The organism is Neobacillus sp. B4I6 (assembly GCF_050434045.1).
Lineage (GTDB): Bacteria > Bacillota > Bacilli > Bacillales > Cytobacillaceae > Neobacillus.
In genome coordinates this window covers 6122257-6136554 of the sequence record NZ_JBNPWB010000002.1, presented here as the reverse complement: position 1 = coordinate 6136554, position 14298 = coordinate 6122257, and the positions used below count along the sequence as shown (strand labels likewise).

15 protein-coding genes are annotated in these 14298 nt (G+C 39.3%); 6 read left to right on the top strand and 9 right to left on the bottom strand.

Translation table 11 applies throughout. From position 1 onward, the window contains the following. Nucleotides 1-48: 48 nt before the first annotated feature. On the bottom strand, nucleotides 49-2184 hold the full coding sequence (locus QF028_RS32350) for a heavy metal translocating P-type ATPase (RefSeq protein ID WP_429471880.1): 2136 nt from the start codon (nucleotides 2182-2184) through the stop codon (nucleotides 49-51). Continuing rightward, nucleotides 2177-2545, bottom strand: a complete 369-nt coding sequence (locus QF028_RS32345; RefSeq protein WP_410882427.1) for an ArsR/SmtB family transcription factor — start codon at nucleotides 2543-2545, stop codon at nucleotides 2177-2179. The genes QF028_RS32350 and QF028_RS32345 overlap by 8 nt, the downstream gene beginning before the upstream one ends. 195 nt (nucleotides 2546-2740) lie before the next feature. Here QF028_RS32345 and QF028_RS32340 point away from each other — a divergent pair, with 195 nt between their 5' ends. The 6 genes from QF028_RS32340 to QF028_RS32315 all read left to right on the top strand — a co-directional run bounded on the left by QF028_RS32340 (nucleotide 2741) and on the right by QF028_RS32315 (nucleotide 7668). Beyond that, nucleotides 2741-3754: a multicopper oxidase domain-containing protein gene (locus QF028_RS32340; protein ID WP_429471878.1), complete on the top strand. Its 1014-nt coding sequence runs from the start codon at nucleotides 2741-2743 to the stop codon at nucleotides 3752-3754. A 15-nt stretch (nucleotides 3755-3769) separates the two neighbouring features. After that, the gene (locus QF028_RS32335) at nucleotides 3770-4936 is read left to right on the top strand and encodes a ZIP family metal transporter (protein WP_429471876.1); all 1167 of its coding nucleotides are present in this window, start codon (nucleotides 3770-3772) and stop codon (nucleotides 4934-4936) included. 16 nt (nucleotides 4937-4952) lie between these two features. Continuing rightward, nucleotides 4953-5120: a twin-arginine translocase TatA/TatE family subunit gene (locus tag QF028_RS32330; RefSeq protein WP_410882421.1), complete on the top strand. Its 168-nt coding sequence runs from the start codon at nucleotides 4953-4955 to the stop codon at nucleotides 5118-5120. A gap of 287 nt (nucleotides 5121-5407) precedes the next feature. After that, a complete protein-coding gene (locus QF028_RS32325; RefSeq protein ID WP_429471874.1) occupies nucleotides 5408-6184 on the top strand; it encodes a transporter substrate-binding domain-containing protein in 777 nt (258 codons plus the stop codon). A 63-nt stretch (nucleotides 6185-6247) separates the two neighbouring features. Then, nucleotides 6248-6907: an amino acid ABC transporter permease gene (locus QF028_RS32320; protein ID WP_429471871.1), complete on the top strand. Its 660-nt coding sequence runs from the start codon at nucleotides 6248-6250 to the stop codon at nucleotides 6905-6907. Nucleotides 6908-6924: 17 nt separating this feature from the next. Beyond that, complete coding sequence (locus QF028_RS32315) at nucleotides 6925-7668, top strand: amino acid ABC transporter ATP-binding protein (RefSeq protein WP_429471869.1); 744 nt, start codon at nucleotides 6925-6927, stop codon at nucleotides 7666-7668. Nucleotides 7669-7946: 278 nt separating this feature from the next. Here QF028_RS32315 and cydS read toward each other — a convergent pair whose 3' ends face one another. From cydS to QF028_RS32280, 7 genes are all read right to left on the bottom strand, one after another. Next, nucleotides 7947-8048 (bottom strand): cytochrome bd oxidase small subunit CydS, encoded by a 102-nt coding sequence (cydS, locus tag QF028_RS32310; protein WP_374103889.1) that lies wholly within the window; start codon nucleotides 8046-8048, stop codon nucleotides 7947-7949. A gap of 11 nt (nucleotides 8049-8059) precedes the next feature. Next, nucleotides 8060-9088 (bottom strand): cytochrome d ubiquinol oxidase subunit II, encoded by a 1029-nt coding sequence (locus QF028_RS32305; RefSeq protein WP_410882413.1) that lies wholly within the window; start codon nucleotides 9086-9088, stop codon nucleotides 8060-8062. Beyond that, entirely contained in the window at nucleotides 9085-10431 is a 1347-nt protein-coding gene (locus QF028_RS32300) for a cytochrome ubiquinol oxidase subunit I (protein ID WP_429472644.1), read from the bottom strand. Before QF028_RS32300 ends, QF028_RS32305 begins: the two co-directional genes overlap by 4 nt. Before the next feature lie 248 nt (nucleotides 10432-10679). Further along, a complete protein-coding gene (locus tag QF028_RS32295; protein WP_429471865.1) occupies nucleotides 10680-11510 on the bottom strand; it encodes a cytochrome c oxidase assembly protein in 831 nt (276 codons plus the stop codon). Between the two features lie 189 nt (nucleotides 11511-11699). Continuing rightward, nucleotides 11700-12302: an undecaprenyl-diphosphatase gene (locus tag QF028_RS32290; protein ID WP_429471863.1), complete on the bottom strand. Its 603-nt coding sequence runs from the start codon at nucleotides 12300-12302 to the stop codon at nucleotides 11700-11702. A gap of 36 nt (nucleotides 12303-12338) precedes the next feature. Continuing rightward, nucleotides 12339-13505 (bottom strand): MGDG synthase family glycosyltransferase, encoded by a 1167-nt coding sequence (locus QF028_RS32285; protein WP_429471861.1) that lies wholly within the window; start codon nucleotides 13503-13505, stop codon nucleotides 12339-12341. 193 nt (nucleotides 13506-13698) lie between these two features. Further along, on the bottom strand, nucleotides 13699-14298 hold the full coding sequence (locus tag QF028_RS32280; protein WP_429471859.1) for a DedA family protein: 600 nt from the start codon (nucleotides 14296-14298) through the stop codon (nucleotides 13699-13701).

Sequence of the window (14298 nt, the reverse complement as noted above, 5' to 3'; positions counted from 1 at the left end):
TTGTTGTACCCTTCCATTAAAAGGCTTCCCACTTTGGGAAGCCCCACTTTATTTGTCTTTTACTCGGAGAAGTCGTAAACCATTAAGAGTCACAATAAGAGTTGCTCCCATGTCTGCGAATATCGCAATCCACAGGGTTAACCAACCTGGAATCACTAATAATAATGCTAAAAGTTTAATTCCTAATGAGAAAGTGATATTTTGCTTGATGATAAATAATGCTTTCCTGCTTAGTTTTAACGTAAATGGTAGTTTCCCTAAATCATCTGCCATTAAAGCTATATCAGCTGTTTCTATAGCTGTATCCGTTCCAGCTCCACCCATCGCTATTCCGACTGTGGATGCAGCTAGAGCTGGTGCATCATTTACACCGTCTCCAACCATTGCCACACGGTCAAATTTGTATCTTAGATCTTTAATAAAGGTTAATTTATCTTGAGGTAAAAGATCTGCTTGTATATCAGAAACTCCTACCTGCTTTCCAATCGCATTGGCGGTCCCTTTGTTATCACCCGTTAACATGATGGTTTTTTGAATACCTAATGAGTGAAGTTTCTGTATAACTGATTTACTGTTCACTCTCACTTCGTCTGCAACTGCGAGTAGTCCCAATATTTCAGTTGAAGTACCTGCAACCATCACTGTTTTACCCTTATTTTGCAGGTCAGAAATGGTAGCTTTTAAATTCGCTGGAATTCCATTTGATAGGATCTCATCGAATAAATTAGGGCTTCCCACATAATACATTTTACCGCTGACCCTACCTTTGATGCCTTTACCTGTAATGGAAGAAAAGTCTTCAATCACAAGATCTTGATAAGGTAAGTTTTCCTGCTCTGCTTTCTTCATGATTGCTGAAGCTAAAGGATGCTGAGAACCCTTTTCTAAAGCAGCGATAATGGAAAGAAGTTCATTCGAATTTGAATTTGGTTGAGGTAGATAATCCGTTACAACAGGAATTCCTTCTGTTAAGGTACCTGTTTTATCAAAGGCAATGGCTTTAATAGCTCCCATTTCCTCTAAATGAATCCCACCTTTGATCAGAACCCCGTTTCGCGCAGCATTTCCGATTGCTGTAACAATAGATACAGGCGTGGAAATGACAAGAGCACAAGGACAACCAACCACTAATACGGCAAGACCCTGATAAACCCATTTGCTCCAGTCCCCATCAAATAAAAGTGGTGGAAGTACGGCCACTAATAGCGAAATAAACATGATAACAGGAGTATAATACTTAGCAAAGCGATCAACAAATGCTTGTGATGGAGCCTTTTCTGCTTGAGCTTCCTCTACAAGGTGAATAATTTTTGCAATAGTCGTATCGTCCACATGTTTAGTAACTTTTACTTCAAGCAGTCCTTCTTCATTTAGTGTTCCTGCGAACACTTCATCATCTATGGTTTTCGAAACTGGAACAGATTCACCTGTAATCGCAGCTTGATTCACAGCGGATAATCCTTTAACTACTTTTCCATCCATGGCAATTTTCTGTCCTGGTTTTACAATTAAAATATCCCCAATCCGAATATCGTCCACTTCTACTGTAAATTCTTGATTACCTCTTCGTATTAACGCCTCTTTTGGAGCAATATCCATTAAGGAACGAATCGATTGTCTGGCTTTATCCATTGAATAGGATTCTAGAACCTCACTAATGGCAAACAGGATGACAACCGTTGCTCCTTCTCCCCACTCACCGATAATTGCTGCTCCAATAACGGCAATCGTCATCAAGGTTCTCATATCAAACTCTAATTGAAATAAGTTCTTCAATCCTGTCGTAAACAGGCGATGACCGCCTACTAAAATAGAAGCCCCATACGCTAAAATCGATGAGGTACTCTCTTCACCATACATTTGTCCTGCCATCCACCCAATGATCAAGAAAACCAATGAGGCGATAACAGATGAATGTTTTTTCAAAAACGGCTCTTTTTTCTCTTTAAATTTTTGTTTTTCAGGTATGACTTTAATATTTTCAAAGGCCCCTGCTTTCTCTATTTCCTCTATAGTTGTTACACCAAAAACTGTAAGTTTAGAAGCACCGAAATTTACACTTGCATTAGCAACACCATCCAGGTGTTGTACGTTCTTTTCGAACTTTGTCGCACAGCCCGCTCAGGTGAATCCCTGTACACGGTAAACGGCTTTTTCATTGGTTTGTTCTAAAGCGTTACTCATGAGATTTCACCTCCTTTTGATGTTCAAATGCAATCTTTATCAATTGTCTTACATGATCATCATCTAATGAATAAAATACTAATTTTCCCTCTTTTCGATATTTCGCTAATCCTAAATTACGAAGAAGTCGTAAATGATGGGATGCAGTAGCTGTCGAACTTCCTACAATGTTTGCTACGTCACATACACATAATTCATCTTCTTCACTTAAGGCGTAGGCGATTTTTATTCTAGTATCATCTGATAAGGCTTTGAATATTTGTGATACAGACATAGTATCTTGCTGTGAAATAGATCCTTTTAAACGTTTTACTTTGTCTTCATCAACACAGGTTACTTCACATATATCATCGTGCTTCATTTTTTCACCACCATTATTCAAACGTCTATTTGATTATTAGTATATGTTGGTTCAAAAAAATGGTCAAATATTTATTTGAATGTTTTATCATAAAATTTTAAATTTTCTATTGACAGAAAGAATGTCTCTGAAATAGAGTATTGACACAGACAAATAAAGTTGCATCGAGGAAACTTTTTAGGAGGAGGTAAAAGCATGTCAGACAAAAAAATTTCTCGACGAGATATTTTAAAAATAGGTACTACAGGAGCATTAGGGATAGCTGGGAGTGTTTATTTAAGTAAAGTAGCCCCATATTCCCAAATGGTTCATGCAGAAGAAAAAACAACAAGTCACAATAATCATTCTGCAAATCACTTAAACATGTATGATTCTTCAAAAACAGAAGGTTATAAGATGGCTAAACGTCTCTTAACTGAGTTTGATTATGGTAGAGTAACCAAACTTTTAGATGGTCGGACTATGCGTGAATATGAAATTGTAGCAGTTGATGAGGAAATAGAAATTGCAAAAGGAATTAAGTTTCCAGGATGGACCTATAATGGGACGATTCCAGGTCCCACATTCCGTTGCACCGAAGGGGATCTTTTACGCTTTCATTTTATAAATGGAGGGAGTCATCCACACTCTATTCATTTTCATGGGATTCACCCACCAGAAATGGATGGATTAGACCCTATCGCTCCTGGTCAATCATTTACCTATGAATTTGAAGCAAAGCCATATGGCTTACAACTTTATCATTGCCATGTTCTACCCTTAGCCCGACATATTCATAAAGGGTTATATGGAAATTTTATTATTGATCCAAAAACACCAAGAGAGTCAGCAAGAGAATTAAATATGGTCATGAATGCATTTGACTTAGATTTAGATGGTGCGAACGAATTTTATACAGTGAATGGGTACGCGTTTGCCTTTATGAATCATCCAATAAAAATCAAGAAGGATGAGCTTGTCCGTATCTATTTAAGCAATTTAACCGAGTTTGATTTATTAAACTCCTTCCATTTACATGCAAACTATTTTACCTATATTCCAACTGGCAGAAACGACAACCCGACTCAATTTACTGATACCATCATGCAGTGCCAAGGAGAACGAGGGATTATTGAAGTCCGCTTTCCATACAAGGGAAAATATATGTTTCACGCTCATGTAAGCGAATTTGCCGAACTTGGCTGGATGGGATTTTTTGAGGTCGAATAGAAAGGAGTATAAATCATGAAATTAAAATGGTTGATTACTGGACTCATACCACTTGTTCTGTTACTGCTTGTATTGGGGTGGGTATTTAAAAATGGGGCTGGAGTGGAACGAGATCCTGCTGCTCCAATAGAGGTTCTAAATGTTGAACAGATTAAAATTGTACCTTCAGGATTTGAGCTAGATGTCAGTAATACTGGCCCAGAGACATTGACCATATCTCAAGTGATTGTGGATGATTCTGTATGGAATTTTTCAATAACTCCTGATTCAACACTTAAACGATTTGAAGATGGAAAGGTGACGATTAAGTATCCATGGGTAGAAGGTGATCCTCATACTATTCTATTAATATCTGAAAATGGTATCATAACCGAAGCTGCAATTGATGCAGCCACCTTAACTCCTGAATTTTCATGGAGTAATGTGTTGAACTATGGATTTATTGGTTTTTACGTAGGGATTGTTCCCATTACTTTAGGATTACTATGGTTTCCATTTATGAAACGTTTGAAAAAAGGCTGGATTAATGCCATTCTTGCTCTCACAGTTGGCCTCCTCCTATTCTTATTCTTTGGTACGTTATTTGATGGATTTGAAATAGGAGCAGAAGCACCGTCTGTATTCCAGGGCAACATGGTGGTAATCATTTGTACGATTCTTTCATTTTTATTACTGGTTGGATTTGATCAATATCAACATCAAAGACAAAAACGAACGGGTTATTCTCCACTAGGAATTTCATTATTGATGGCAACAGGAATTGGTCTTCATAATTTTGGTGAGGGATTGGCAATTGGCTCATCATTTGCACTAGGTGAAGCAGCATTAGGTACGTTTTTAGTAATCGGATTTACTCTGCATAATATTACTGAAGGGATTGGGATTGCTGCCCCATTACTGAAGAGTAAGCCAAAGATTAGCCACTTTGTGTTATTAGGCACGATTGCAGGTGCCCCTGCGATATTGGGAACTTGGTTCGGAGGGTTTATTTTTTCACCAATTTGGGGTGCAGTATTTTTAGGAGTTGGTGCAGGTGCTATTTTACAGGTAATATTCGTAATTTCCAAAATGCTGATGGAAGAAAACAAAAGGAATAATGAACCTGTCGTATCATGGATGAATTTTACTGGATTTACAATCGGAATATTAATCATGTATTTTACAGCCTTTTTCGTAAAATAATTAAGGGGTGTATGGAATGGCAAATATAGGATTTGGTGGAGCCTTAATTATACTTGTTATTGCACTAATTGTTTTTGGCCCGAAAAAACTTCCAGAGCTAGGTCGTGCTGTGGGATCTACACTTAAAGAATTTAAACAGTCAACAAAAGGGATATTGGATGATGATCACGATAAAGAAAAATAAATAAACTTCTATATAAAAGGTGGCTCATCATGTTAAGACGATGAACTACCTTTTTTATATATTCCTAAATCACAAACAAAAAAGAGAATTGTCCTGATTGTTCTCCATTTCAATCTGATCAGCTTCTCTTCTATATTCCATTAACTAGCTTTGAGTATTTTCAATTTTCATATTATTTATAATGCTATTGTATTAAATAATATTATAGCATTATAATATGTTAGTGTAATAATTCGGTAACGTACTAAAGGAAATTTAAAATAAATAGCTAAGGTGGTAGTTCTATTATGAAACGGTTAATACCTATGATTCTAGTAATAGCAGCACTATTCTCGGTCCTTACAGGATGTTCGTCTAAATCATCAGGAGCAAAGGACAACACGCTCGTGATTGGGATTGATGATAAATTTGCCCCGATGGGTTTCCGCGATGAGAACAATAAAATTGTTGGTTTTGACATCGACTACGCAAACGCAGCTGCTGAAAAGATGGGGAAAAAGGTCAAGTTTCAACCAATTGATTGGAGCACAAAAGAAGCGGAACTTAGCAGTGGGCGGATTGACCTTATTTGGAACGGATACACTATTACGGATGAACGTAAAAAGAAAGTTCTTTTCACGAAGCCATATTTGAAGAATGCACAAGTGGTTGTTACATTGGCTGATTCAAAGCTTACTAAATTAGATGATTTAAATGGAAAGGTTGTTGGACTGCAAACACTATCTTCTGCAGCAGATGCTTTGGATGCTGCACCTATTAAAGCCAAAATTAAGACAGTTACCGAATTTGCTGATAATGTCCAGGCATTAACTGACTTAAAGAGCGGTCGTTTGGATGCAGTAGTAATTGATGAAGTTGTTATCGATTATTATATGAAAAAGGAAAAAGAGTCTTTTAAAGTACTACAAGAATCACTTGCTCCTGAAGAATACGGAATTGGCGTTAAAACAGGGAATGAAGCATTACTTGAAAAGTTACAAAAAGCACTCGATGAGATGAATGAGGATGGCACAGCAGCTGGTATCTCTGAAAAGTGGTTTGGCGAAAATAAAGTATTAAACTAATACCGAATATAAGGCGAACAGGATTTCCATTGGGAACCCTGTTTTGCTTTTGGAGGAACATATATGTCTTTTGATTATCTGATTTCCATACTTAAACCAATGCTCGAAGGCGCCCAGATGACAATCCTCTTGTTTGTCATTGCGATTGTGGTTTCGATTCCACTTGGGTTTATATTAACGCTGGCTGTCGGCAGCCGTTTTAAGCCTGTGTCCCTGCTTGCACAAGGATATATTTACGTGATGCGCGGTACACCGCTCTTGCTTCAGCTGTTATTTATCTGTTTCGGGCTGCCGATGATACCAGTAGTTGGAGAATATTTAGTTTTGGACCGCTTTGTCGCTGCCTGTTTAGGTTTTATCTTGAACTATGCTGCCTATTTCGCCGAAATCTTTCGCGGCGGGCTTCTTGCGATTGATAAAGGTCAATATGAGGCATCGCAAGTGCTCGGCCTGAATAAATGGCAGACGTTAACAAAGGTCATCCTTCCGCAAATGTTCCGGATCGCCCTTCCTTCTGTCGCGAACGAATCCGTTACATTGGTCAAAGATACAGCACTGCTCTATGCGGTTGCCGTACCGGAATTGTTGCATTTTGCGCAGACAGCTGTAAACCGCGACTTTACCATCGTTCCTTTCTTCGTCGCCGGTATTATTTACTTGATCATGACGCTCCTCTTAACGATGGTCTTTAAATGGCTCGAAAAACGGTTCAAATTTGAATAAGAAGGAGTGATAACACTATGCCTGTCATGGAAATAGCTAACCTCAAAAAATCGTATGGGAATTTGGATGTCCTAAAACAGATTAGCTTTGATGTAAATAAAAATGATGTGGTAGCCGTCATTGGTCCCTCCGGTTCCGGGAAGAGTACGATGCTCCGCAGTTTGGTCCATCTTGAAAAAATAGACGGTGGCACGATTTGTGTCTCCGGTAAGCATTTAGTAAAGGACGGCGTCTATGCGAAACCCCTGGAGATTAAAGAGATCAATGCAAAAATGGGGATGGTCTTTCAGCATTTCAACCTCTTTCCGCATCTCACGGTGAAAGAAAATTTGGAACTAGCTCCAAAAATGCTGAAAAAGGAAGTGCCCGCTAAAATTCAGCAACGAAGTAGTGAACTACTCGAGAAAATCGGGCTTACTGATCGGGCAGCAGCCTATCCAGCCAATCTCTCAGGCGGGCAAAAACAACGAGTCGCCATTGCCAGAGCGCTCATGTTAAACCCAGAAATTCTGCTTTTTGATGAGCCTACTTCTGCATTAGACCCCGAATTAACTGGTGAGGTATTACAAGTGATGAAGGATCTGGCCGAAGAACATATGACGATGATTGTTGTGACACATGAGATGGGATTTGCTAAGGAAGTAGCAAACCGGGTTATTTTTATGGACAATGGGGAGATTGTGGAATCTGGTTCGCCCGCGGAGTTGTTTACAAACCCTAAGAATGAACGAACGAAGGCTTTCTTGAAGCGTAGCTTATAAGAGTATGGTTGGATAATAAATGCGGGTTTCGATGTTCATCGAAGCTTCATGAGGACAATTTTCACTTTTCCATCCTTAGTTTTGTCCTCATGAACACCTCATGAGGACAGTTTTCACTTTTTCATCCTTAATTTTGTCCTCATGAACACCTCATGAGGACAGTTTTCACTTTTCCATCCTTAGTTTTGTCCTCATGAACGCCTCATGAGGACAGTTTTTACTTTTTCATCCTTAATCCTGTCCTCATGAACACTCCATACCGATTTTACAGTCAGTTGTTATTTTTCCACAGAATCATCTTTTGGAGCAATCCAAAACGCCACTACAATCGACACAATCATCACAAGAAACGGGGCATAAAAGAGCAAGAAATCATCCACGTTCATTCCCCCTAAGCATGTTCATCATTTCGATTCCCTTGTACATATTCCTTGTTAAACAGAAACAATTTTAGCAGAAGATATAGCGATGGCAGGAGTAATCCTAACCCTGCAATGAAGGCAACAATCAGGGCAATCGCCATCGATTGATTCGTAAAACTATCATAAAGGGTGAGATAGGGATACAGTAAATAAGGATAATGGGAAGCGCCATAGGCCAAAAAGGCAAGCGCAAATTGCCCGACTAATAACCAGAATGCCAAACCGTACGCACGCCGCTTCCAAATCAAATAAACGGTTCCAGCAAAGAAAACGACAGACAATCCGAACAACCACCAAAGGTCGAGTAAGCGCTGATAATGTTCCGGATTGTGTATCCTCATTTCTATGATAATACCCGCAGCCGTGATAATGGCAGGTCCTGCCCAACTAAGTGCATATTTGCGTAGAAGGTTCGTTGCCGCCTCATCCTTTGCATGATGGGCATACCATGTCAAGAATACAGCGGAGATATATAATACGGCTGTCAGACTAAGGACCACAATACTCCACGATAAAGGACTGGTAAACAATGCCCAATAATCAAGTACAGGCGCAGAACTTTCCATTGTCACAAAGCCGCCTTCTGAAATCGTCAAGACACTCGACAGCGATGCTGGAATAAATAATCCCGTCAACCCATACAAAATGGTGTACCGTTTATGTTTGAGTCCCCCGTAGGTTGTAAAGGCATAATAAGCTCCCCGAATCGCTAGCAAAATAATCGCAATGCTTGCCGGCACAAGTAAGGTGGTGCCGAAGTAATAAGCCGTTTTTGGAAAAAAACCAACCATCCCAACGAAGAAAAACACTAAAAAGACATTCGTGATTTCCCAAACTGGCGATAAATAGCGTTGAATAATCTTCGTCAAAATATGCTGTTTCCCGGTTAATGTACTAAACGCGTTAAAAAATCCTGCCCCAAAATCAATGGACGCAATGATAATATATCCAAAGAGAAACAACCCCAATGCGCTTATTCCGACGATTTCCAGTGTCATAGCACATCACCCGCTTTCTCGGAGGCTCTATCGGCCAATTCCCGTTCCACCGTGTTCTTCCGGAACATTCGCCAGAGTACAACTGCACTGCCAACCCCGAGGACAAGATAAAGCCCAGCAAATAAAACCAACATGATATCCACTTGACCGCTTGTTGTCGCTGCATCTTTAGTTCGCAAAATCCCACGCAGGGCCCAAGGCTGACGGCCGACCTCGTCCAGCCACCACCCCGCCTCAATCGCAAGAATGGAGAGAGGGCCGCCCAGCACTAGCAGCCAACGAAACCATTTGGATACAACGAAACGCCAGTGGCGCCAAGTACCAATTACATACACCAAAGACAAAACAGTCATCCACATCCCAATCGTCACCATCGTATCGAATAAATAGTGAATATACAGGGGCGGCACTTCATCCTTCGGAAACTGATCGAGTCCTATCACTTTTGCATTAGGGACTTCATGAGCCAGAATGCTGAGTGCAAAGGGAATTTTTAGTGCATATTTTACTTCGCCATTATCCAGGACACCGTATAAGACAAGTGGTACACCTTTCCCGGTTTCAAAGTGCCACTCGGCCGCAGCTAATTTTTCTGGCTGGTATTCGGCCAAATACTTTCCGGAGAAATCCCCTAAAAGAGCGGTTGCTACGGAAAAGACGAAACCGAGCTTCATTGTTAAAAACAAAGCCTTTTTATGATACGCATGGTTTGACCCCTTAAGTAAACGAAAGGCACCAATCGCAGCCAGGACAAACGCTGAAGTCATATAGGCGGTGACAACCACATGGGCTACCTTTGTCGGCATCGCCGGATTAAACATCGCGATAATTGGACTGACATTTACCAACTGCCCCCCAACCAAATCAAATCCTCGAGGCGCATTCATAAACGCATTGACAATCGTAATAAAAACAGCAGAAAAGGAGGCTCCCAACGCAACTGGAATCAGCAGGAGCAGATGTTTTTTCTGGTCCTTAAACCGATCCCACGTATATATGTAAATACCTAAAAAAATCGCTTCAAAGAAAAACGCAAATGTTTCCATAAATAACGGCAGGGCAATCACATTTCCCGCTAGCTGCATAAAATTGGGCCAGAGAAGTGAGAGCTGTAACCCTATCGCGGTCCCGGTCACAACGCCCACAGCCACGGTAATCACAAATCCCCTTGTCCACCTTCGGGCTAATAAAATATAGTGTTCATCTTGTTTCTTTATCCCCACCCATTGAGCAATCATAATCATCAGCGGAATCCCGACACCAATAGTTGCGTAAATGATGTGAAAAGACAAGGTCAATTCTGTGAGGACCCGACTAAAAAATACTGCTTCCTCATTACCCATTAAACTCCCTCCTTTCTTATCCTGAAAAAAGCCGTCCAATGATGGACAGTCCCATAATGGATGCAACAATAAAAGCCAGCCAAATGAGCTTCCGCTCTTGTTTTTTGTAAATAAAAATCCCACCTAATCTTTTGGCTAATTTAATTAATTAAGCACACTTCTTACATACCATTCCCAAAATTATGGCGGAATATATTTAACGGCACCAGAAAGTATCCGCACACAGAAAAAATAGTGGGAAGTGGCGGTCAGTCAACAATTCCCACCACATTCCCACTATTCATTTTTTTACCAAGACGAACGGTCAAGGTTAATCCAAATTTATGCATTCCCAACATTAGGATTCCCGCAAACAATTGATCAAGTCTTGTATTAAATGGTGATGGCAGTATATTGAGAGAACTTAATTGGGAAGGAGAGATACAAAGGTTTGCGGTTAGTTGTGTAAGAAGCGGATTATTCAATCCACCAATAAAGGCAGTTAATATGAAAAGCAAACAGGCAGGCATTAATACAAGCCCGCTCAATAATAGATAACGTTTATTTTGCCCTTTTGAACCATACTTCTTCGAGTCGGGAGAGGCTATTGGGCCCCACATCCTAAAAGAAAAGACAAACAGCACAAATAGGTACCCATTATGGACAAACGAATTTTGAGTGAGAGTCGTTAAAACTACTGGGAAATGGTACATCAAGAACATTGCGCCAAAAGCATAAAGTGCAGCAATTGGCGGTAAGAAAAACTTGCTTACTCTTACAAAGATGGAGAGATGACGAATTTGCTGGAGAAATGAATCTGGAATTCCTAATAAAAATAGAGGTGGGATAATAAAGTATAAAATGCTCATTTGCAGCATGTGCAAACTATACGACAAGTGACTTATGGCTTCAAATGGACTGCCAAAGGTTCCGTACATAATGCTTAAACTGAGGAAAAAAAGCAGGGGTTGTTTTTGATGAAGCTTTATTTTTGTAAAAGAAAGTACTAAGACTACATATAAAACAGCTATACAAATGAGGCAAGCTAGTAATGTTGTATTCCACAACGATTGACCTTCCAACCACATCGCATAGAACATGATATCCTCCTTCCTACTCTGGGGATATATACTTTTTAAGCGAGCAATTAACTTTAGATTTTATGACAGTTTAGCTGATTTATGACAAAAAAGAAGAACCTTAGTGGCTCTTCCTTTTCCATATTCAGTTTTACTTTCAAAGCAAAGTCCCTCTTTAACGCATACAAAGCCGCTGCCTCGTTCGGCTTTCTATCTTTTTCTGACTAGATGGGTCTTTTTTAAAAGATTACTCTCAATTTTCTCATAGTACTCAATTAACCAAAGGATTACTTTGTTCATTTCCTCGAATCGAACTAGTAAGAAATGGATGGCAAAAGCTACACTTGTCCCTATGAGCATTCCTGCTACCACATCTAAAGGATAATGTACTCCTGTCCAAACACGGGACAGAGCAATGCCTGCAGCCAATACCAACCACATCCAGCCGTCACGTTTTTTCCAAATCCAAATGGCCGTCGCAATCACGAATGCGGCAGTCGCGTGGTCACTTGGAAACGAGGCGTTTTTCACATGAGGGATTAACCAGTTTACATGATGGGTGACAAAAGGACGATTCCGGTAAAAAAAGTGACCTATTTCTCCATTTATACTTAGCGCAACGCACGCGGCCAGGATTGCTTCAATAACCATTTTTCGGTTTTGTGATTTATGATAAAACCAATAAAAAATGATTCCCGCAAAAAATAAATACTCTGCTTTTTCTGCTAAAAATATCATTAGTGGGTTTAAAAATCGCTCACTTATTGCAAGGTGATTTATTATTTGAAAGATACCATAGTCTATGTGAGACATCTTAACTAACCTCCAGATTCATGTGTTTCAACAAACTTAAATTCTCAAAGGAGAAGAATATCTAACCAATCTCGACTGTCTGCTGCTCGTCTTTTGGTCAAGGATTGTTTCTATCAACCCCACGATATTTTCCGGCTTCTCTAGCTCAATTCCCTGCTGGTAAGCATCAATAGCATCCTCCCAGCCTTTCATTTTTTTCTGGTTCGTTAAAACACTAAGCAGCTGTTTTTCCAATAGAGTGCTCTGGTCGAGCTCAAACACTAGCTCTTTCCGCTTTAAATATAGGAGATTTATTTCCTCCTGCCCTGGAAGTGCAGAATGAACAAAGATTGGCAGTCTTTTTCGGATTGCTTCACTTATAGTGACTCCACCCGGTTTTGAAATTATCGCATCCACTTCTTCATACAGTAAATTCATTTCTGATCTTGAAGAAAGATAGGTTAATGGCTTGATATGCTCTAAATCCCACGAAAGAATTTCATCATAAAGCTTCTTGTTATTACCACACAATACCAAGAAGTCTAAGTTTGAGGAGAGTTTTAACTCTTCCGCTAGTTTCAAAATCCCGCCCAAACCGCTATTTCCTCCAGATAATAAAATTTTGAGACGCTCATTTTCGTGTTTTCGATGGAGGGTTTTCGTAATTTCTTCATGGACAGGAATACCAGTGACCATCAGCCGTTGGTTCGTGGTTTGATATTTTCTGCTTAGTTTTCGTTTGATCTCTTGGCTAGGGAGAAAATGAAGATCGATCCCCTCTCTTCCCCAAACACTATTAATAAAGAAATCTGTGTAAACGTTAATAATCGGTATGTCGCATTTTCCCTTCATTTTTAACTTACTAAGAAGATAAGAAGGGAACCCATGCGTACAAATAAGTAAATCTGGTTTTTCCTCTGCTAACAATTGCTCCATTTTCTTCAAAAAGAGCGGTTGATACCATTTAAAGGAATGTTTTTTAGTTGGTGATACGTAAAAAAAGCTTTTATAGGCAAGATTATAAGTTTCTGGCGCGTAGCGAATCCAATTGAGATAGCCATTTGTAATCACTTTTTCTAACGATTTATTTGTATAACTTAACAAGTCGATTTTTTTAAATGTAAGATCATCTGTATGATTTTTTAACAGATCCATTAATGCCTCAGCAACTTGATGATGTCCCGATTGCATTTGTAAGAGTGGTAAAAACAAAATCTTCTTCACTTATTCCATCTCCTGTTCTACTAGAAATCGAACTTTGAAAATGATGATTTCTAAATTACCCTTTCAATGTAACACTCATTTCTTGAAAAACTCGTTTTTTAATGGATTTTTAATCTTACCTTCAGCTTTTTTTTAGCTTGTTCAAAAAACAAAAACCTGAAAATGCCTTTTCAGGTTTTTGTTTTATTTTCTCCTATTCAGCTGATGCAGTTCTTTTCCTTTTTATATACTTACGTATGACAAATAGCAGAAAAAGAATGAAAAATACCATTCCTAAATATGGAATATAGTCTGGATTTATATGAAATACCTTTCCTGCATAATAGCCTCCCACAATAAAAGGGATGGTCCAGAGAAGAGTGCCTAGCAGGGAAAAAAGGAAAAACCGCCGAAATGGAATGTTTGTAATCCCAGCAAAATACGGACTGATCTGCCTAATACCTGGCAGATAAAAACCGATAACGATTGTTTTGCGTACATTTTTCGTATATATACGACTTACTTTTTCCCAACGGTCATCACTAATCCCGACATACTTACCGAATTTTTTTATAAAAGGGGACCCTGCATATTTTCCAATCGAATAGGCTGTTTGCATTCCAATAAACGCTCCGAGAATGGAACTTAGTATGGCTAGCCCTATTGAGAGCTTATGATGAAAACTCAACACACCGATTAAAAAGAGCAGCGATTCTTCAGGAGCAGGAATACCCACAATACCAAAGAATAAAAAGAGAAAAATGACTAGGTAACCATATATATTAATATAATTAATAATTGTCTCTACATTCAT

What these genes read in the sequence shown, in the direction of transcription:
- QF028_RS32345 (WP_410882427.1), bottom strand. Translation starts at nt 2,545, where the DNA reads ATGAAGCACGATGATATATGTGAAGTAACCTGTGTTGATGAAGACAAA.
- QF028_RS32340 (WP_429471878.1), top strand. Translation starts at nt 2,741, where the DNA reads ATGTCAGACAAAAAAATTTCTCGACGAGATATTTTAAAAATAGGTACT.
- QF028_RS32335 (WP_429471876.1), top strand. Translation starts at nt 3,770, where the DNA reads ATGAAATTAAAATGGTTGATTACTGGACTCATACCACTTGTTCTGTTA.
- QF028_RS32330 (WP_410882421.1), top strand. Translation starts at nt 4,953, where the DNA reads ATGGCAAATATAGGATTTGGTGGAGCCTTAATTATACTTGTTATTGCA.
- QF028_RS32325 (WP_429471874.1), top strand. Translation starts at nt 5,408, where the DNA reads ATGAAACGGTTAATACCTATGATTCTAGTAATAGCAGCACTATTCTCG.
- QF028_RS32320 (WP_429471871.1), top strand. Translation starts at nt 6,248, where the DNA reads ATGTCTTTTGATTATCTGATTTCCATACTTAAACCAATGCTCGAAGGC.
- QF028_RS32315 (WP_429471869.1), top strand. Translation starts at nt 6,925, where the DNA reads ATGCCTGTCATGGAAATAGCTAACCTCAAAAAATCGTATGGGAATTTG.
- QF028_RS32305 (WP_410882413.1), bottom strand. Translation starts at nt 9,088, where the DNA reads ATGACACTGGAAATCGTCGGAATAAGCGCATTGGGGTTGTTTCTCTTT.
- QF028_RS32300 (WP_429472644.1), bottom strand. Translation starts at nt 10,431, where the DNA reads ATGGGTAATGAGGAAGCAGTATTTTTTAGTCGGGTCCTCACAGAATTG.
- QF028_RS32295 (WP_429471865.1), bottom strand. Translation starts at nt 11,510, where the DNA reads ATGTTCTATGCGATGTGGTTGGAAGGTCAATCGTTGTGGAATACAACA.
- QF028_RS32290 (WP_429471863.1), bottom strand. Translation starts at nt 12,302, where the DNA reads ATGTCTCACATAGACTATGGTATCTTTCAAATAATAAATCACCTTGCA.
- QF028_RS32280 (WP_429471859.1), bottom strand. Translation starts at nt 14,298, where the DNA reads ATGAATGTAGAGACAATTATTAATTATATTAATATATATGGTTACCTA.